The 18637-nt window shown below is 70.8% G+C and carries 15 protein-coding genes and 1 pseudogene; 12 read left to right on the top strand and 4 right to left on the bottom strand.

The genetic code is table 11. The features are described 5' to 3' along the window. Positions 1-94: 94 nt before the first annotated feature. The 6 genes from OG452_RS09070 (at position 95) to OG452_RS09045 (ending at position 7388) form a co-directional block, all read left to right on the top strand. Positions 95-2260 (top strand): putative bifunctional diguanylate cyclase/phosphodiesterase, encoded by a 2166-nt coding sequence (locus OG452_RS09070; protein ID WP_327295096.1) that lies wholly within the window; start codon positions 95-97, stop codon positions 2258-2260. Positions 2261-2413: 153 nt separating this feature from the next. Continuing rightward, positions 2414-2710, top strand: coding sequence for an Asp-tRNA(Asn)/Glu-tRNA(Gln) amidotransferase subunit GatC (gatC, locus tag OG452_RS09065; RefSeq protein WP_327295095.1), 297 nt, complete (start codon positions 2414-2416; stop codon positions 2708-2710). Between the two features lie 3 nt (positions 2711-2713). Then, positions 2714-4213, top strand: a complete 1500-nt coding sequence (gene gatA, locus OG452_RS09060; RefSeq protein ID WP_327295094.1) for an Asp-tRNA(Asn)/Glu-tRNA(Gln) amidotransferase subunit GatA — start codon at positions 2714-2716, stop codon at positions 4211-4213. Further along, positions 4210-4449, top strand: a complete 240-nt coding sequence (locus tag OG452_RS09055; protein WP_327295093.1) for a hypothetical protein — start codon at positions 4210-4212, stop codon at positions 4447-4449. The genes gatA and OG452_RS09055 overlap by 4 nt, the downstream gene beginning before the upstream one ends. A gap of 16 nt (positions 4450-4465) precedes the next feature. Continuing rightward, complete coding sequence (gene gatB / locus OG452_RS09050; protein ID WP_327295092.1) at positions 4466-5974, top strand: Asp-tRNA(Asn)/Glu-tRNA(Gln) amidotransferase subunit GatB; 1509 nt, start codon at positions 4466-4468, stop codon at positions 5972-5974. Between the two features lie 157 nt (positions 5975-6131). After that, the gene (locus OG452_RS09045) at positions 6132-7388 is read left to right on the top strand and encodes an SLC13 family permease (protein WP_327299562.1); all 1257 of its coding nucleotides are present in this window, start codon (positions 6132-6134) and stop codon (positions 7386-7388) included. A gap of 53 nt (positions 7389-7441) precedes the next feature. Here OG452_RS09045 and OG452_RS09040 read toward each other — a convergent pair whose 3' ends face one another. After that, positions 7442-7828: an RNA-binding S4 domain-containing protein gene (locus OG452_RS09040; RefSeq protein WP_327295091.1), complete on the bottom strand. Its 387-nt coding sequence runs from the start codon at positions 7826-7828 to the stop codon at positions 7442-7444. Between the two features lie 163 nt (positions 7829-7991). Here OG452_RS09040 and OG452_RS09035 point away from each other — a divergent pair, with 163 nt between their 5' ends. From OG452_RS09035 to OG452_RS09015, 5 genes and pseudogenes are all read left to right on the top strand, one after another. Continuing rightward, on the top strand, positions 7992-10190 hold the full coding sequence (locus OG452_RS09035; RefSeq protein ID WP_327295090.1) for an MMPL family transporter: 2199 nt from the start codon (positions 7992-7994) through the stop codon (positions 10188-10190). Continuing rightward, positions 10168-10722, top strand: coding sequence for a GNAT family N-acetyltransferase (locus OG452_RS09030; protein ID WP_327295089.1), 555 nt, complete (start codon positions 10168-10170; stop codon positions 10720-10722). The genes OG452_RS09035 and OG452_RS09030 overlap by 23 nt, the downstream gene beginning before the upstream one ends. 35 nt (positions 10723-10757) lie before the next feature. Beyond that, complete coding sequence (locus tag OG452_RS09025; RefSeq protein WP_327295088.1) at positions 10758-11369, top strand: hypothetical protein; 612 nt, start codon at positions 10758-10760, stop codon at positions 11367-11369. A 227-nt stretch (positions 11370-11596) separates the two neighbouring features. Next, the gene (locus tag OG452_RS09020; protein ID WP_327295087.1) at positions 11597-11770 is read left to right on the top strand and encodes a hypothetical protein; all 174 of its coding nucleotides are present in this window, start codon (positions 11597-11599) and stop codon (positions 11768-11770) included. Positions 11771-11850: 80 nt separating this feature from the next. Next, a pseudogene (locus OG452_RS09015) lies at positions 11851-14960 on the top strand (helix-turn-helix transcriptional regulator). Between the two features lie 36 nt (positions 14961-14996). On the opposite strand, the gene OG452_RS09010 reads toward OG452_RS09015, so the two are convergent. From OG452_RS09010 to OG452_RS09000, 3 genes are all read right to left on the bottom strand, one after another. Further along, complete coding sequence (locus tag OG452_RS09010) at positions 14997-15200, bottom strand: DUF6191 domain-containing protein (RefSeq protein WP_327295086.1); 204 nt, start codon at positions 15198-15200, stop codon at positions 14997-14999. A 66-nt stretch (positions 15201-15266) separates the two neighbouring features. After that, positions 15267-16475 carry a PQQ-dependent sugar dehydrogenase gene (locus OG452_RS09005; RefSeq protein WP_405563244.1) on the bottom strand — a complete coding sequence of 403 codons (1209 nt, stop codon included), beginning with the start codon at positions 16473-16475 and terminating at the stop codon, positions 15267-15269. 146 nt (positions 16476-16621) lie between these two features. Next, positions 16622-17614: an aldo/keto reductase gene (locus tag OG452_RS09000; protein ID WP_327295084.1), complete on the bottom strand. Its 993-nt coding sequence runs from the start codon at positions 17612-17614 to the stop codon at positions 16622-16624. Positions 17615-17660: 46 nt separating this feature from the next. Between OG452_RS09000 and OG452_RS08995 the strand changes: the two genes are divergently transcribed. Further along, entirely contained in the window at positions 17661-18599 is a 939-nt protein-coding gene (locus OG452_RS08995) for a 2-hydroxyacid dehydrogenase (RefSeq protein WP_327295083.1), read from the top strand. The last annotated feature ends 38 nt before the right edge of the window (positions 18600-18637 follow it).

Genomic DNA, 18637 nt, shown 5'->3' with positions numbered 1-18637 from the left:
GTTTCTTCCCGAGTCCGGGACAAGATATGAGTCGTGACGGCATGACAGCGGGCCATCACGTGCACGGGCACTGCCGGCTGTGAGAGGGACGGGCATGAAACCGACCGAGAGCGCCGATCCGGAGTCGCGGGGGCGCGGGTTCGCGCAGTTCGCTCACTCCGTGGCGAGGCTGCCCGCCTTCCCGTTCGTCGTGGGACTGGCCGCAGTCGTCCTGGTGACCGGATTGTTAGGTGCCGTGAGGGACGGCCGCGCACTGTTCCCCGACGGCACGGTGGGCTGGGCGCTCGCCGTCCTCACCGGCATCATCGTGGGCCATCTGGTCGCGCTCGGCCGCGACCGCTGGTGGGGCGGTACCGGCTCCGGTGCTGCTCTCACCCTCGCCGTCCTGCTGCTGTACGGCTGGCTTCCCGCGGCGCTGGTCAGCCTGGCCGTCGTCGTCCTCGTGGGGACTGCCCGCAGCCGCCGCTGGCGGCAGGGGCTGCTGCACGGTGCGGCCGACATCCTGGGACTCGGCGCCGCCGCCCTCATCCTCGCCGCGTTCGGCGAGACTCCGACGGTCGAGCACCCCTGGCAGCCACTCCACTGGGGGATCGGTTCCGCGGCGGAGATCGTGCTGGCGGCCGCCGTTTATCTGCTCGTCGCGCGGATGCTGCTCTGGTCCGCAGCGGCACCGCCCAGGCGCGGGCTGCCGACGGTCGCCCGTACGGCACTGGTCAGGCAAGGGCTCGTCGGCGTCGCGCTGCTCGGGATCGCCCCGCTGATCTGCGTGGTCGCGGTGTCCCTGCCGCTGCTGCTGCCGCTCTTCGCGGTGCCGCTGATCGCTCTGGACTCCACACTGTGGATCGCCAGGGCCCGCGCGGAGGAGCAGCTGCGCGACCCGCTGACCGGACTGCCCAACCGCCAGTGGCTGCTGGAGCGGACCTGGGCCGCGCTGGCGGAGGCGGAGAACGGCGGATTCAGATCGTCCCTGGTGCTGATCGACCTCGACCGGTTCCGCTCGGTCAATGACACGCTCGGGCATCTCGCGGGCGACCGGCTGCTGTTGCAGATAGCGGAACGACTGCGGTTCGCACTGCCGCGCGGCGCCGAGGTCGCCCGCCTCGGTGGCGACGAGTTCGCCGTACTGCTCCCGGCGGCCGACTCGGCGACGAGCGTGATGCGCATCGCGCGCCACCTGGTGGCCGAACTGGGCTCCCCGCTCGACCTCGACGGACTGACGCTGGTGCTGGAGGCGAGCGCCGGCGTCTCGGTCTTCCCCGACCACGCGCTGGACGCCGAGGGGCTGCTCCAGCGCGCCGATGTGGCGATGTACCAGGCCAAGCGGGACCGCACGGGTGTGGAGGTGTACGAGTCCAAGCGGGACTCCAACACCCCCGACCGGCTCGGGCTGCTCGGCGATCTGAGGCGCGCTCTCGACGCGGGCGATGTGGAGCTGCACTACCAGCCGAAGGTCCGGTTCGACGGACAGGTGGCGGGTCTTGAGGCGCTGGTCCGCTGGGTGCACCCGGAGCGCGGCAGGGTCCCCCCGGACGAGTTCATCGCCATCGCCGAGTCGTCCGGGCTGATGCCGCATCTCACCGAGTACGTCCTGGAAACGGCCCTGGCCCAGGTCGCCAAGTGGCGCCTCCAGGGCCTGAAGGTCCCGGTGGCGGTCAACGTCTCGCCGCGAGATGTGCACACCCCCGGCTTTGCCGGCGCGGTGGCGGCCCGGCTGGCCAGGCACGGGGTGCCGCCGGGCGCCCTCCAGCTGGAGATAACCGAGCACGTCCTGCTGGAGGACCCGCAGCGGGCCGCCGACACCCTCGCCGGGCTGACCGCACACGGCGTGAAGATGTCGCTGGACGACTTCGGCACGGGGTACTCGTCACTGGTCCACCTTCGGCGGCTGCCGGTGAGCGAGCTGAAGATCGACCGGTCGTTCGTGGCCCGGCTCGCGGTGGACAACGAGGACGCCGAGATCGTCCGCTGCACGGTCGACCTGGCCCACTCGCTCGGCCTGATCGTCGTGGCCGAGGGCGTCGAGGACGACGAGACCTGGGAGCGGCTCCGCGATCTGGGCTGCGACGCGGTACAGGGCTGGCTGGTGGCGGCGGCGATGCCGCCGCACGAGGCGACGGCGTGGCTGCTGGCCCGGGGCTCCCGGGGATGGCAGCGGCCGGCGGAGCTCGCGGCTGCGGCCGCGGCGGAGAAGGAGAAGCTGCCGTCCGGGCAGGTGGTGCTGCACAGCCGGCCGGGGCCGCAGCAGGAGCAGCGTCCGTAACCGGGCCCGCGCCCGTAACCCGGCCCCGCGCCCGGCTTTCCGTAGCGCGGATCCGTCTCCGCAGCCGTCCCCGGTGAAACCGTTTAGTGGCCACGGCCCCCGGCCCCATAGGATTGGGCCAAAATCCACACACTCACCCCTGAGGATCGCTGCATGCCTGGCATCACGCGCGAGGAGGTCGCCCACCTCGCACGGCTGGCACGTCTGGAGCTGAAGGACGAAGAGCTCGACCACTTCGCCGGACAGCTCGACGACATTCTCGGCGCGGTCGCCCGCGTATCCGAGGTTGCCGACCAAGACGTACCGCCGACCTCCCACCCGCTGCCGCTGACGAATGTCATGCGCGCGGACGAGGTCCGTCCGTCGTTCACCCCGGAGCAGGCCCTCTCCGGCGCCCCAGCCCAGGAGCAGCGGCGTTTCAAGGTGCCGCAGATCCTGGGGGAGGACTAAGCCATGACGGACATCAACATCATCAAGCTCACCGCCGCCGAGATCGCCGGGAAGATCGCTTCCGGCGAGCTCACGGCCGTCGAGGTCACCGAGGCGCATCTGGCCCGGATCGCGGCCGTCGATGAGAAGGTCAACGCCTTCCTGCACGTCGACCGTGAGGGCGCGCTCGCGCAGGCCCGCGCGGTCGACGCCAAGCGCGCGAACGGTGAGAAGCTCGGACCGCTGGCCGGTGTACCCCTGGCGCTGAAGGACATCTTCACCACCGAGGGCGTCCCGACCACCGTCGGCTCCAAGATCCTCGAAGGCTGGCTCCCGCCGTACGACGCGACCGTCACCAAGCGCCTCAAGGCCGCCGACGTCGTCATCCTCGGCAAGACCAACATGGACGAGTTCGCCATGGGGTCCTCGACCGAGAACAGCGCGTACGGGCCCACCGGCAACCCCTGGGACCTCTCCCGGATCCCCGGCGGCTCCGGCGGCGGCTCGTCCGCCGCGCTGGCGGCGTACGAGGCCCCTCTGGCCATCGGTACGGATACCGGCGGCTCCATCCGCCAGCCCGCCGCCGTCACCGGCACCGTCGGCGTCAAGCCGACCTACGGCGGGGTGTCCCGCTACGGCATGGTGGCGTTCTCGTCCTCCCTCGACCAGGGCGGCCCCTGCGCCCGTACGGTCCTGGACGCGGCCCTTCTGCACGAGGCCATCGCCGGGCACGACCCGCTGGACTCGACCTCCATCGACGCCCCGGTCCCGCCGGTCGTCGAGGCCGCCCGCAACGGCTCGGTCGCCGGGCTGCGCGTCGGTGTCGTCAAGCAGTTCCGCGGCGAGGGCTATCAGGCCGGTGTCATCCAGCGCTTCGACGAGTCGGTCGAGCTCCTCAGGGGGCTCGGCGCCGAGATCGTGGAACTGGACTGCCCCTCCTTCGACCTGGCGCTCTCCGCGTACTACCTGATCGCCCCCTCGGAGTGCAGCTCCAACCTGGCCCGCTTCGACGCCATGCGGTACGGCCTGCGGGTCGGCGACGACGGCACGAAGTCGGCCGAGGACGTCACCGCCCTCTCCCGCGAGGCCGGTTTCGGCGACGAGGTCAAGCGCCGCATCATCCTCGGTACGTACGCGCTCAGCTCCGGCTACTACGACGCGTACTACGGCAGCGCCCAGAAGGTCCGCACGCTCATCACGCGGGACTTCGAGACGGCATTCGGGCAGGTTGACGTCATCGTCTCGCCGACCACGCCCACCACCGCCTTCCCGATCGGTGAGCGCGCCGACGACCCGATGGCGATGTACCTGGCCGACCTGTGCACCATTCCGACCAACCTGGCCGGAAACTCCGCCATGTCGCTGCCCTGCGGTCTGGCCCCGGAGGACGGACTGCCGGTCGGCCTGCAGATCATCGCCCCCGCCATGAAGGACGACCGGCTGTACAAGGTCGGAGCTGCCGTCGAGGCCGCCTTCGTGGAAAGGTGGGGACACCCGCTGCTTGAGGAGGCTCCGTCGTTGTGAGTGCTGTGAGCAAGGCCAAGGGATTCAAGAAGTCCAAGGCCGGTACGTACCTGTCCATCGGAACCACCGCCTTCGGTGCGCTGAACGTGATCAAGCAGGGCAAGAAGGCCCGCACCGAGAACGACACGCTCCGTCTGGTCGACGCCGTCGTCTCCGCAGCCGCCATCGCCACCGGCATCGCTCTGCTCGTACGCGAGCTGAAGCGCCTGGGCGACGACGACGTCCTGCTGGGCTGAGAGGGAAAGTCTCATCGTGACCGTCACTGAACTCGCGTCGTACGAGGAAGCTCTCGCGACGTACGACCCCGTCATGGGCCTGGAGGTCCATGTCGAGCTCGGCACCAGGACCAAGATGTTCTGCGGCTGCTCCACCGAGCTGGGTGCCGAGCCCAACTCGCAGACCTGCCCCACCTGTCTGGGCCTGCCCGGCTCGCTGCCCGTCGTCAACGCGATCGGCGTCGAGTCGGCCATCAAGATCGGTCTCGCGCTGAACTGCGAGATCGCCGAGTGGTGCCGCTTCGCCCGGAAGAACTACTTCTATCCGGACATGCCGAAGAACTTCCAGACCTCGCAGTACGACGAGCCGATCGCCTTCGACGGCTATCTGGACGTCCAGCTGGAGGACGGCGAGACCTTCCGGGTGCAGATCGAGCGCGCCCACATGGAGGAGGACACCGGCAAGTCGCTGCATGTCGGCGGCGCCACCGGCCGTATCCACGGCGCGTCGCACTCGCTGCTCGACTACAACCGCGCCGGCATTCCGCTCATCGAGATCGTCACCAAGCCGATCGAGGGAGCAGGCGAGCGTGCCCCCGAGGTCGCCAAGGCGTACGTCGCCGAGCTGCGCGAGCTGATCAAGGCGCTGGGCGTCTCCGAGGCCCGGATGGAGATGGGCCAGATGCGCTGCGACGTCAACCTGTCGCTGCGCCTGCACGGTGTCGAGAAGCTCGGCACGCGCTCCGAGACGAAGAACGTCAACTCGCTGCGTTCGGTCGAACGTGCCGCGCGTTACGAGATCCAGCGGCACGCCGCGGTGCTCAGCTCCGGCGGCTCGATCGTGCAGGAGACCCGGCACTTCCACGAGGAGGACGGCTCCACCACGGCCGGCCGCATCAAGGACAACGCCGAGGACTACCGGTACTTCCCGGAGCCCGACCTGGTCCCCGTAGCGCCCGCCCGCGACTGGGTCGAGGAGCTGCGGAGCGCGCTGCCCGAGCTGCCGCGCGTACGCCGCAACCGGCTGCGCGAGGAGTGGGGCGTCACCGAGTTCGACATGCAGTCGATCCTCAACGCCGGTGCGCTCGGCCCGATTCTGGCCACGATCGACGCGGGAGCCCCGTCCGACCAGGCCCGCAAGTGGTGGATGGGCGAGCTGGCCCGGAATGCCAATGAGACCGGCCGTGACCTCGCCGCACTGCCCATCACGCCGGAGCAGGTCGCACGGGTGGCGGAGCTCGTCGCGGCGGGCGACCTCAACGACAAGCTGGCCCGCCAGGTCATCGACGGCGTGCTCGCCGGTGAGGGCGGCCCTGACGAGGTCGTCGAGAAGCGCGGTCTGAAGGTCGTCTCCGACGACGGCGCGCTCGGCGCCGCCGTGGACGAGGCCATCGCTGGCAACGCGGCGATCGCGGACAAGATCCGCAGCGGCAAGGTGGCCGCCGCCGGTGCACTCGTCGGCGCGGTCATGAAGGCGACACGGGGACAGGCGGACGCGGCGCGCGTCCGCGAGCTGATCCTGGAGAAGCTCGGCGCCGAAGGCTGACCCGCCCACACACCGTCTCGGGGCCGCGCCGCGGACCCTGCTCCACGGACGCCGGGGGTTGTGACCGCAGGCCCGGCCTGCGGTCACATCCCCCCGGCATCATGGGACACGCAGGTCCGGGGCGCGGCCCCGGCCCGCTTCCCCCACGGAGCACCCCCTGAACACCGTCCCCGCCGAGATCCTCTCCGTAGCGGCGCTCTTGGGCGTACTCGCCTTCGCCGTGACCCGTCCCCAGGGCAGGCCGGAAGCGGCAGCCGCCGTACCCGCGGCGGCACTTGTGGTGGCTCTGGGCGCGGTCTCGCCGTCCGAGGCGTGGGACCAGACGCGCACCCTGCTGCCCGTGGTGGCCTTCCTCGCCGCGGTGCTGGTGCTCTCCCAGCTCTGCGCCGACGACGGGCTGTTCGACGCCCTGGGCGACTGGGTCGCGCGGATCTGCGGCGGACGGCCGGTGCGGCTGCTCGGTGGCGTCTTCGTGGTCGCCGCCGTGGTCACCGCGGTGCTCAGCCTGGACGCCACCGTGGTACTGCTCACCCCGGTCGTCTTCGCGACAGCCGCGCGGGTCGGCGCGAGACCGCGGCCCCATGTCTACGCATGCGCGCACCTCGCCAACTCGGGCTCCCTGCTGCTGCCGGTCTCCAATCTGACCAATCTGCTGGCGTTCTCCGCGAGCGGTCTGACCTTCACCCGGTTCGCCGGTCTGATGGCGGTGCCGTGGCTGGCCGCCGTGGCGGTCGAGTACGCCGTGTTCCGCCGGTTCTTCGCGGCCGATCTGGCCGCACCCGCGCACCCGCCCGACGCGGCCGAGCGGCCCGAGACGCCGGTGTTCACCCTGGTGGTGGTCGGTCTGACGCTCGTCGGCTTCGTGGTGACCTCCTTCGCGGGCGCCGAACCGGTCTGGGCCGCACTCGCCGGGGTCCTGGTGCTCGGGGTCCGCGCGCTGCGCCGCCGACGGACCACCGTCACGGGCCTGGTGCGCGACGCCAACCCGTTCTTCTGCCTGTTCGTGCTCGCGCTCGGGATCGTCGTGCGGGCTGTCGTCGACAACGGACTCGGCGACGGGATCGGGCACTTGCTGCCCCGCGGCGCTTCACTGCCCGCGCTGCTCGCGGTGGCCGGGGTCGCCGCCGTCCTGGCCAACGCCATCAACAACCTGCCGGCGATCCTGGCGCTGCTGCCGGTCGTCGGCCCCGCCGGGCCCGGACCGGTACTCGCCGCGCTGATCGGCGTGAACCTCGGCCCGAACCTGACGTACGTCGGCTCGCTGGCCACGCTGCTGTGGCGCCGGATCATGAACGAGTACGGACAGGAGCCCGGGCTCGGCACCTTCACCCGGCTCGGCCTGCTGACTGTACCGGCGACGCTGACCGTGTCGACCGTCGCGCTGTGGGGAGCACTGTGGGCCGTCGGGGTGTGAGTCCCTGGGCGGTCCCTCCGGAGCGAATGCCCTCTCCGCACACACCGGACCGGTCAGCGCAGTCCGATCTCCCCGCGCAGCTGCTCCAGTTCACGCCGGTCCCGCTTCGTCGGTCGACCCGTACCCCGGTCGCGTACCGGGATGTCGAGAACGGCCTCCCGGGGCGGGGGCGGCGGGCTGTTGTCCACGTAGCACTCGGCCGCGACCGGCGGCCCCACCCGCTTGCGCACCAGGCGCGACACCTCGACGATCCGCTCACGCCCCGCGTGGAACAGCCGCACCTCGTCTCCGGCCTGCACCGCATGGGCCGGCTTGACGCGCTCACCGTTGAGGCGGGCGTGACCGGCGCGGCAGGCGGCAGCGGCCTGCGAGCGCGTCTTGGTGAGCCGCACCGACCAGATCCAGGTGTCGAGCCGTACGGTCCCCTCTTCAGCAGCCATACCCCGACCCTACGGCGGCGCGGACCCTTGTGACTAACCCCACGAATCAGTCAAAGGATCACGTTTCGATGTCAGAGTGATGCGCTAAAGGTCTGTGCTCTTTACGGTTTATTCCCGATAAAGGCTGACGAACCACCCAGGTCGACCCCGAGGGAGCAGTCCGTTGGCAGCCATCGCGCGATGGTGCATCAAGCACCGCCTTCTGACTGTTCTGCTCTGGCTCCTCGCCCTCGGCGGTACGGCGGCGGCCGCGGGTTTCGCCGGGTCCGCGTACTCCAACGACTATGAAGTGCCGGGTACGGAGTCCGGCCGGGCCACTGCCCTGCTCGACCAGGGATTCCACGGCCAGGGCGGCGACAGCGACACCATCGTCTGGCACACCGCGCAGGGCAGCGTGCGCGCGTCGGGGGTCGAACAGCGCATGACGCAGACCCTCAACAAGATCGGCGACCTCCCCGGGATCTCCTCCGTCGGGACGCCGCGGACCAGCGCCGACGGGCACACCGCCTACGCCGTGTTCACCTTCGACGCGCAGTCCGACGAGATCCCGGTGCAGCAGGCCAGGACCGTCGTCGAGACCGCGAAGGCGGCCGAGGCCGACGGGCTCCAGGTCGAGCTGGGCGGCAGCGCCGTCGCGCTCACCCAGACCACCGGCGTGCATCTCAGCGAGGCCATCGGGGTCGTCGTCGCCGCACTCGTGCTCTTCCTCGCCTTCGGTGCCCTCGCCGTGAGCCTGCTGCCCATCGCCACCGCCCTGGTCAGCGTCGGCACCGCGTACGCGGCCATAGAACTGCTCGGGCACGTCATGACCGTCGCCGACTTCGCGCCGATGCTCGGGATGCTGGTCGGGCTCGGGGTCGGTATCGACTACGCGCTGTTCATCGTGACCAGACACCGCAAGGCGCTGCGCCGCGGTCTGCCCGTCGCCGAGGCGGTGACACAGGCGGTGAGCACGACGGGCCGGGCCGTCGTCTTCGCCGGAGCGACCGTCTGCATCGCCCTGCTCGGCATGCTCATCCTGCGGCTGGACTTCCTCAACGGTGTCGCCATCGCGGCCTCCCTCACGGTCGTCCTGACCGTGGCCGCATCGGTGACCCTGCTGCCCTCGCTGCTCTCGTTCATCGGGATGCGTGCGCTGAGCCGCCGGGAACGCGTACGGCTCGCCGAGCGCGGTCCGCAGCCCGATCCGCCCACCGGCTTCGCCGCCCGCTGGTCCGCCTTCGTGGAGCGGCACCCCAGACTGCTCGGGGCACTCGCCGCGGCCGTGATGCTGGTCCTCGCGCTGCCGACTCTGGGACTCCACCTGGGCACCTCCGACCAGGGCAATAGCCCGGCGGGCTCGACCACCCGGAAGGCGTACGACCTGACCGGCAAGGGATTCGGGCCCGGAGCCAACGGACCGCTCACCCTCGCCGCCAGGCTGGACGGCGCGGGGGACCGGGTGGCGCTGGACGAACTGCCCGCCCGGCTCCGTACGACCGAGGGCGTCGCATCCGTGAGCCCGGTCACCTACAACGGCAGCGGCGACACGGCCTTCATCACGGTCGTCCCCGACTCGGCCCCGCAGTCGCAGAAGACCAGTGACCTGGTCGACCGGCTGCGTACGGATGTCCTGCCCCGGGCCGAGAGCCGGACCTCGCTCGACGTCGAGGTCGGCGGTGTCACCGCGAGCTACGACGACTTCGCGGGGGTGATCATCGGCAAACTCCCCCTCTTCGTCGGCGTGGTCATCATGCTCGGCTGTCTGCTCCTTCTGCTGGCGTTCCGCTCGATCGGCATCCCGCTCAAGGCCGCTGTGATGAACGTGGCCGCGGTGGCCTCCGCCTTCGGTGTCGTCGTCGCGGTCTTCCAGTGGGGATGGGGGAGCGAGCTGCTGGGACTCGGCAGCGCGGGGCCGATCGAGCCCTTCCTGCCGGTGATCATGGTCTCGGTGCTCTTCGGGCTCTCCATGGACTACCAGGTCTTCCTGGTCAGCCGGATGTACGAGGAGTGGCGGGAGACCGGCGACAACCGGCGGGCCGTCCGGGTCGGCCTCGCCGAGACCAGCCGCGTGATCAACTCCGCGGCCGTCATCATGATCTCCGTCTTCCTGGCCTTCGTCCTGAGCGGCGACCGGGTCATCGCGATGTTCGGGATCGCCCTCGCCGCAGCCGTCGCGCTCGATGCCTTCGTGCTGCGGACACTCCTGGTCCCCGCGCTGATGCACCTGCTCGGCCGGGCGAACTGGTGGCTCCCCGGCTGGCTGGACCGGCGGCTGCCCCGCATCAGCATCGAGGCCCCCGCCTCCGGCGACGGTGTGAGAATCCAACCGCAGCGCACACCAGTGGCAGAGGAGAAACATGTTCGCGATATCGCTCGGTGAGGGTGCAGAGCTGGGGCCCCTGGAGCCCTGGCAGGCCGAGGACTACCTGGCCCATATCGACCGGGGGCGCGAATTCATCGGCCAGTACATCGGGCTGGCCGACGCCGCCGGGGATCTGGCTTCGGCGCGTGCCTTCCTCCAGACGTACGCGGACAAGCAGGCCGCCGACGGTGCCCGGATCTTCGGCATCCGGCTGGACGGCACGCTGGTCGGCGGGGTGCTGTTCCCGCAGTTCGACGCCGCGACGGGCTGTTGCGAAGTCGGCTGCTGGCTGGAGCCGGCCGCGGTGGGCCGTGGACTGGTCACGCGCGCCGCCGGGGTGCTGATCGACTGGGCGGTGGACGGCCGCGGGATGCACCGCGTCGAGTGGCACGTCGATCCCGGGAACACCGCGAGCATCAACGTCGCGAAGCGGCTGGGGATGGTGTGCGAGGGCGTACTGCGGCAGAACCACCCCCATCGGGGAACCCGGCACGACACCGAGGTCTGGTCGGTGCTGGCACCCGAGTGGAAGGCACACAGAGGGCATTAAGCCCGCTCTCAGAAAGGGCGCCTAGCGTGCGCCGCATGAACGCCACCACCAAGACCGACACGACCGACGACTCCGCCGCGAAGGTGCAGGACGCCGAGGCCGATGAGGCCGCGGCGGAGGCGACCGCTGAGGACACCGACATCGACGCGGACGAGGCAGCGGCGGAAGCGGCAGCCGAGGAAGAAGCCGAGGAGGCCGAGCTCGCGGCGGGCAGCCCCGCTGCCGGCGGCTCCGCGATCGGCGCGGGCGCAGCCGCCGTCGTCGCCGCCGCGCTGGGCTTCGTCGGACTCTCCGGCAGCTGGATGGGCAAGGTGCTCTCCGAGCGCGAGACCCTGACCGGCCAGCTGAAGCTTTCGCAGAGCGCCAGCGCCTCTCAGCAGATCCACGAGGTCTACGCCGACTCCTGGCACACCACCGCCCTCGTCAACGGCGTCTTCGCGCTGCTGGCGCTGGTCGTCGGAGCCTTCGTACTGGCCCGCCCCTTCTTCAGCTCGCCCGTCCGCCCGCAGGCCGTCTGGGTCCGCGCCGTCGCCTGGGGCGCTGTCGGCGTCGCCGTCATCGGCCTGATCGTCGCCGTCGGGATGTACTTCGACCTGTTCGCCGCGCTCCCGACCGCTCCCGCCACCGCGCCCGCACCGACCCAGTAAGAGCGATGCTGCGGCAGGGCAGGTCTGCCCCGTCGCAGCACCAGTGGGCAGAAACCCGTAAGGCATCCCCGAGGGGGCCTGGGCCGTACGTAAGCACTTGCGTACCGCGCCTAAGGCCCCCTCCGCCATGAGGATGCGGCACTCGCCCGATGCGGCGGCCCCCTGGGAGACGAAAGTCGAGGCATCGGAGGAAGCCGCAACCGGCCTCCGCCGCAGGGGAGAACACGATGATTCAGCAGGATCTCCAGAAGGCCTACGCCGCCGAACTCACCCGCCGGGCCGAGGCAGGGCGGCTCGCGGGACAGGCACTGAAGGCCCGCAGGGCCGCCCGCCGTTCCGGCCGGCACGATACGCAGAGGACGGTGAGATCGCTCCGCGACCGGTTCGTCCGCGCGGCCTGATGAACGGCGCACAGCCCGACACCGGCACCACAGCAGGCGGCACCCGTATATCGGGCGCCGCACTGTCGGACCGCTGTGCGATGCTCGGCGCTGTGGAGTCCACCTCAGTGAGCCCCGTATTCGTCGGCCGAGCCGATGAGTTGGCCGTTCTCGGAGAAGCGCTGTCCCGAGCCACCCGAGGGGAGCCGCAGGCGCTTCTCATCGGCGGGGAGGCCGGCGTCGGCAAGACCCGGCTCGTCGAGGAGTTCATCGAGGGCGCCGGCCGCGCCGGGGCCGTCGTCACGGTCGGCGGCTGTGTCGAGATCGGCGCCGACGGCCTTCCGTACGCCCCGTTCTCCACCGCCTTGCGCGCGCTGCGCCGCCACCTTCCCGACGAGATGGCCACGGCGATCGAGGGCCAGGAGGGCGAACTGGCCAGACTGCTGCCCGAATTGGGCGACACCAGCCGGCAGGCGTACCACGAGGACGGCACGGCCCGGCTCTTCGAGCTGACCTCCCGGCTCCTAGAGCGGATCGCCGCCGACCGTACGGTGGTGCTGGTCCTGGAGGACCTTCACTGGGCCGACGCGTCCACGCGCCATCTGCTCGCCTATCTCTTCCGCACTCTGAGCAGCGGACGCCTCGTGGTCGTAGCCACCTACCGGGCCGACGACATCCACCGGCGCCACCCGCTGCGGCCGCTGCTGGCCGAACTGGACCGGCTGCGGACGGTCCGCCGGATCGAGCTGGCCCGTTTCACCCGGTCCGAGGTGCGACTCCAGCTGGCCGGCATCCTCGCCGCCGAGCCGGACGCCGCGCTGGCCGACGAGATCTTCACCCGTTCCGACGGCAACGCCTTCTTCGTCGAGGAGCTGGCCGTCTGCAGCGGCGGCGACTGCTCGGTCTCCGGGATCAGCGACTCACTGCGTGATCTTCTGCTGGTCCGGGTCGAGGCCCTGCCCGAGGCTGCCCAGCGGGTTGTCCGGTTCGCGGCAGAGGGCGGCTCGACCGTCGAGTATCCGCTGCTCGCCGCCGTTACCCGGCTGTCCGAGGACGACCTGATCGAGGCGCTGCGGGCAGCCGTCGGGGCCAGCATCCTGATCGCGGCGCCGGACGGCGGCGGCTACTGCTTCCGGCACTCCCTGGTACGCGAGGCGGTCAGCGACGATCTGCTGCCGGGGGAACGCTCCCGTATCAACCGCCGCTGCGCTGAGGCCCTGGAGAACGACCTTTCGCTCGTACGGGCGGACGCGCGCACCACCCGGCTCGCCGGCTACTGGTACTACGCGCATGACGCGGCGAAGGCCCTGCCCGCCGTGCTGCTGGCCTCGGCGGAGGCACGCCGGCGCCACGCCTACTCCGAGCAACTGCAGCTGCTGGAGCGGGCGATGGAGCTCTGGGACAGTGTGCCCGCCGAGGTGCGGGACGGGTTGCGGCCGATGGACTCCGCCGGTGCCTACCCGGCCTGCGGACACGAAGCCGGGACATCCGCGCCGTCCGCGCTGCGCTATCTCGACCTGCTCGCCGAAGCAGTGGTCGCCGCACGCTGCTGCGGCGAGCGTGAACGGTCACTGAAGATCTCCAAGAAGGCCCTGCGCATCATCGATGGCGGCGCCGACGACGTACTGCGCGCCGCCTGGTTCTGGAACGAGCGGGCCAAGCTGGAGCAGAGCCTCGCCCGTGGCAACGGCCGGCGGGAGATCGCCACGGCGCAGGAGCTGGTACGCGGGCTGCCCCCGTCGGCCGTCCACGCCCAGCTCCTCACCACCGCGGCCAACTGGGCGATGCTCCACGAACCGGGGCCCGACAGCCTGACCGCTGCCGAGCGCGCCGTGGAGTACGCCCGGCTGGTCGGCGCGGAGGAGACCGAACTGAGCGCCCGCCTCACGCTGGGCGGCCTCCTGGTCGACTCCGGCGACATCGAGACCGGGCTGGCCACCATGCGGGCCGCTCTCAAGCGGACGACCGAACTCGGCCTGGTCGCCGAGGGGAGCCGCGCGTACACCAATCTGATGTCGAACCTGGAGGCCATAGGCCGTTCCGCCGAGGTCGTCGACATGGGCACCGCCGGTATCGCCCTCGCGGGCAAGTACGGCCTGCGGGACCACGGAGCCTGGATCCGCGGCAACATGACCGACTCGCTGTTCGCCCTGGGCCGCTGGGACGAGGCCTCGGCATGCGCGCAGTGGGTACTCCGGTACGCGCAGAGCGCCAAGCCCCGGGGCAACGCATGCCTGCAACTCGCGGACCTGGCACTGCTCCGCGGGAAGCAGGACGAGGCAGCCCGGCACCTGGCCTCCGCCAACGCCCACTTCGGCACCCACGACCCGATGCCGCAGGACTCCATACCCCTGGCCAGGCTCACCCTCGGGATACTGGCCGCCCGGGGGCAACTGGACGAGGCCCGTGCGGTACTGGCCGGGGCCGTGGAAGCGGGGTTCCCTCCCGGCACCCAGCGGTACGTCTGGCCCCTGGTACTCGCAGCCGCCACCGCCGAGGCCAACACCCGCGGCCTGCCGACGGCCGAGCCGGGGCGCACGGAGTCTCTGGCCCTCATCCGCTCGACGGCGCAGCGGCTCGCCACACCGGTACCGCTCTGGAGCGCCTATGCCCTGCACGTCAGCGCCGAGCTGGCCCGCGCTGACGGTCTTGACCGGCCGGAGCACTGGAGCGCGGCTGCCGGGGCCCTGGAGCCACTGGAACGCCCCTACGAGCGCAGGTGCGCCAGCACTGGGCCACTGCCCTGCTCACGCCCGGCTCCGACCGCGAAGCCGTGGGCCGGGAGCGCGCGGTCCGGGAGCGCGCGGTGAAGCTGCTCCGCAGCAGCCTCGCGACGGCCGACCGGCTGGGCGCACGCCCGCTGACCGAGGAGATCACGCTGCTCGCGCAGCGCGCCAGACTCCCCCTGACCGAAGCGGCGGATCACCCAACTGCTTCCGCGCCGGGAGACACGCGCAGCGCTGTCGACGCCTTCGGCCTCACCAGTCGTGAGCAGGACGTCCTACGCCTGGTCGCGGCAGGCCGCACCAATCGCCAGATAGCCGAAACGCTGTTCATCGCACCCAAGACGGCGAGCGTGCACGTCTCCAACATCCTGGCCAAGCTGGGCGTCACCGGCCGAGGCGAGGCAGCCGCACTGGCTCACCGGCTGCACCTCTTCACGGACGCCGTGGCGGATTTCCCGGAGCCCACCGTTCAAGGGGCTTTCTGAGCTGTACGGGTCCGAGGGTACGGATGCCGGTGGCCCCTAGGAATCGGACGCCGGGCGGTCCTGGTGCTGGCACTGGTCCTCGTCCTGTGCACGGATGATCACTGTCCCCGAGTCAAGGTCTATCGGGCCGCGCCCCGGATCGCCGTCGTTGAGATCGACACGGGAGAGCTCCAGCCGCTTGTTCTCGTCCTCGGTGTGTTTGCGCCCGGGCGCGAAGAGCTGCTCTATCAGGTTGAACATCCAGACCCCCTGCGGTGAGCCCCGGCCGGGCTCCCGTGCGGTGAGCCCTCCTCAGCGTAACCCCGGCTACTTCACCTCCAGCTGGAGGATCCGGTCGTCCCCGGCCTTGGGCCTGCCCCGCGAATCGGTATTGCTGGTGACCAGCCACAGCCTGTCCCCGCCTGCGGGGACCACCGTACGCAGCCGCCCGTACTTGCCCTGGAGGAAGGCATGGGGCGGGGCCGACGGCTTGGCGCCGTTGAGCGGGATCCGCCACAGCCGCTCACCGCGCAGGGACGCCATCCAGACGGACCCCTCGGCATACGCGATACCGCTGGGTGAGGCATCCGCCGTCTTCCACTGCTCCACCGGGTCCGTGAACCCCGCCTTTGCCGCTCTGTTTCCCGCTTTGCCCTCCACCTCGGGCCAGCCGTAGTTCTTCCCGGGACCGATCAGATTGAGCTCGTCCCAGGCGTCCTGGCCGAATTCGTCGGCCCACAGCCGCCCGTCCGTGTCCCAGGCGAGGCCTTCCACGTTGCGGTGGCCATAGGAGTAGACGACGGAGTCGGCCCAGGGATCGCCGTGTACCGGCTGTCCGTCCGGTGTCATCCGGAGGATCTTTCCGCCCAGTGACTTCTTGTCCTGGGCCAGACCCCTGTCACCGGTCTCCCCGGTCCCGGCATAGAGCATCTTGTCCGGTCCGAACGCGATCCGTCCGCCGTTGTGAATGGCGCCCTTCGGGATGCCCTTGAAGACGGTGTCGGGCGCCCCCAGCTGCTGTCCCGCCGGCTGTTTCTCGTCGTAGAACATGCGCGCGATGCGGTTGTCGGACGTGGTGGTGAAGTACGCGTAGACCAGATGGTCCGAGGCGTACGAAGGGGAGAGCGCTATCCCCAGCAGACCGCCCTCACCGCCCGGCGCGACGCCCGCGACCCTCCCGATCACGGTCTTCCGGCCGGTCTTGGCGTCGACCTTGGTGATGGTCCCCCGATCGCGTGAGGAGACCAGCAGATCTCCCTCCGGGAGCACCGCCACCCCCCACGGCGAGTCGAGGCCCGTGGCGAGGGTCGAGACCACCTTGACCGCCCCCTTCGCCGGTGGGACGGCTCTGGACGGGGAGGCCGACGCGGAGGTGGCCGCGTGCGGCCCGGGGCCGCGGCCCGTGCCGGTGAGCCGCTCACCGCCCCCGGAGGAGCACCCGACGGCCGACAGCAGCAGGGCGGAGGCCAATACGGCTGTCACAGCTGGACGTTGCACGGTTCTGATCCCTTCGACGACAGCACAGCTACTGTTCATACACCGCAGGTCCGCCGCCGGTTCCCACCCGCGCCCGCCGGGCCCCCGCAAGAGCCGCGCCCCCGGCCTGCCCTGTCCGCAGGCGCGCAGAACGGGCAGTACAGAGACGCTGGGTAGTAAAGAGACGCTGGGCAGTACGGAGACGCTCAGTCCCAGGAGCCCCGTGCGGGCGGCAGTTCCGAGATCTCCCCCAGATCCTCTGCTGTCGGCACCAGTTCCGCAGCACGAGCGTTCTCCACGGCCCACCGCTCCTGCTTGGTCCCCGGCACCGGCACCACATGCGGCCCCTGCCTCAGCACCCACGCCAGTGCCACCTGGGCAGGCGTCGCCCGGTGCCGTTCCGCGATCCGCCGCAGCCCCGCCACCACCGGCTGGTTCGCCGCCATCATCTCGGCGGTGAACCGTGGGTGCCTCGCCCGCATGTCGTCGGGCTCGAAGCCCTGCCCCGGGGTGAGCGTGCCCGAGAGGAAACCGTTCCCCAGCGGCATCGCGGCCAGGAAGCCGACCCCGCGCGCCTCGCACCACGGCAGCAGCGTGTCGAGAGCGTCCCGGGACCAGACCGACAGCTCAGCCTGTACCGCGCTCACCGGGAAGACCTGCTGCACCCGGTCCAGCTGCCCGAGCGTCGCGTCATGCAGGCGGGCGCCGGAGCGCCGGGAGGCGCGCGCTCCGACCGCGCAGAACCCGAGGGCCCGCACCTTCCCCGCGGCGACCAGCTCGGCCATCGCCCCCCAGGTCTCCTCGACCGGCACCTCGGGGTCGGCCCTGTGCAACTGGTAGAGGTCGATCACATCGGTCTGCAGCCGCCGCAGCGAGGCATCGCAGGCCCGGCGTATATAACCCGGCCTGCCGTTGGCCACGATGTGCTGTTCGCCCGCCAGGAGGCCACACTTGGTGGAGAGCAAGGCATCGGCCCTGCGCTCCTTCAGGATCCTTCCCAGCAGCAGTTCATTGGTGAACGGGCCGTACATGTCGGCTGTGTCGAGGAGGGTCGAGCCGGCGTCGAGTGCGGCGTGCACGGTACGCAACGAACGGTCCCCGCGCTGCTGAGACCCGGTGTACGCCCAGCTCATCGGCATGCAGCCGAGCCCGATCGCGCCCACTTCGAGCGCTGCCGCCCCGATTGTCCTGCGCTCCACCTGGCCGCATCCTCCCTCTTCCCGACCCCAAACTAACCTCCTGGTCATGACTGCTGATGTGTGGCTCCCCTTCCCGCCCGACAAGATCGACGGGCTGCCCGGCGCCCTCCGTTACCGTTTCTGGAACGGCGGTCCGCAATACCCGGCGGACCCCGCGGACTGCGCCTTCTACGTGGTCCCCTACATGCAGGGCATGGCGGTCGCCCTGCGCCCTCTCGGCGCGATGACGAATCTGCGCGTCGTGCAGACCCTCTCGGCCGGTGTGGACCACGTACGCCCGGGACTTGACCGTCTCCACGCGGGCGTGCGGCTCTGCAACGCGCGCGGTGTGCACGAGGCGTCGACCGCCGAACTCGCCCTCACCCTGATACTTGCCTCGCTGCGTGGCATACCCGACTTCGTGCGCGGCCAGCAGCGCGAGGAGTGGCGGTCCGGATTCCGCCCGGCGCTCGCCGACAAGTCCGTACTGATCGTCGGATACGGGTCGATCGGTGCCGCCATCGAGGACCGGCTCGCGCCCTTCGAGTGCGCGCGGGTTGTGCGCGTCGCGCGCTCCTCACGCACCACGGAGCGCGGTCAAGTGCACGCGTTCACCGAGCTGCCCGAACTGCTGCCGCAAGCGGACGTCGTCGTCCTCTCCACGCCGCTCACCGAGCAGACCAGGGGCCTTGCGGGCGCGGAGTTCCTGGCGGCGATGAAGGACGGTGCGCTGCTGGTGAACGTCGCGCGCGGACCCGTTGTCGACACCAAGGCCCTCCTCACCGAGCTGGAGTCGGAACGGCTGCACGCGGCCCTCGACGTCACCGACCCCGAACCGCTGCCCGCGGGGCATCCGTTGTGGCACGCGCCCGGCTGCCTCATCAGCCCCCACGCGGGCGGTCCCACCTCGGCGTTCATGCCGCGCGCCCAACGTCTGCTGGTCGCGCAGCTGACCCGGTTCGCCGCGGACGAGCAGTTGGACAATGTCGTCCTGACGACCGAATAGGCACGTTCTGCAGGCAATTGGATGCGCTGTGTGTCCGT

Origin of the sequence: Streptomyces sp. NBC_01197, assembly GCF_036010505.1 — a bacterium.
GTDB lineage: Bacteria > Actinomycetota > Actinomycetes > Streptomycetales > Streptomycetaceae > Streptomyces.
Note: the sequence above shows the minus strand (reverse complement) of the source record. Positions and strands in the feature narration are given on the sequence as shown.

What these genes read in the sequence shown, in the direction of transcription:
- OG452_RS09070 (WP_327295096.1), top strand. Translation starts at nt 95, where the DNA reads ATGAAACCGACCGAGAGCGCCGATCCGGAGTCGCGGGGGCGCGGGTTC.
- gatC (WP_327295095.1), top strand. Translation starts at nt 2,414, where the DNA reads ATGCCTGGCATCACGCGCGAGGAGGTCGCCCACCTCGCACGGCTGGCA.
- gatA (WP_327295094.1), top strand. Translation starts at nt 2,714, where the DNA reads ATGACGGACATCAACATCATCAAGCTCACCGCCGCCGAGATCGCCGGG.
- OG452_RS09040 (WP_327295091.1), bottom strand. Translation starts at nt 7,828, where the DNA reads ATGGCTGCTGAAGAGGGGACCGTACGGCTCGACACCTGGATCTGGTCG.
- OG452_RS09030 (WP_327295089.1), top strand. Translation starts at nt 10,168, where the DNA reads ATGTTCGCGATATCGCTCGGTGAGGGTGCAGAGCTGGGGCCCCTGGAG.
- OG452_RS09025 (WP_327295088.1), top strand. Translation starts at nt 10,758, where the DNA reads ATGAACGCCACCACCAAGACCGACACGACCGACGACTCCGCCGCGAAG.
- OG452_RS09020 (WP_327295087.1), top strand. Translation starts at nt 11,597, where the DNA reads ATGATTCAGCAGGATCTCCAGAAGGCCTACGCCGCCGAACTCACCCGC.
- OG452_RS09010 (WP_327295086.1), bottom strand. Translation starts at nt 15,200, where the DNA reads ATGTTCAACCTGATAGAGCAGCTCTTCGCGCCCGGGCGCAAACACACC.
- OG452_RS09005 (WP_405563244.1), bottom strand. Translation starts at nt 16,475, where the DNA reads ATGAACAGTAGCTGTGCTGTCGTCGAAGGGATCAGAACCGTGCAACGT.
- OG452_RS08995 (WP_327295083.1), top strand. Translation starts at nt 17,661, where the DNA reads ATGACTGCTGATGTGTGGCTCCCCTTCCCGCCCGACAAGATCGACGGG.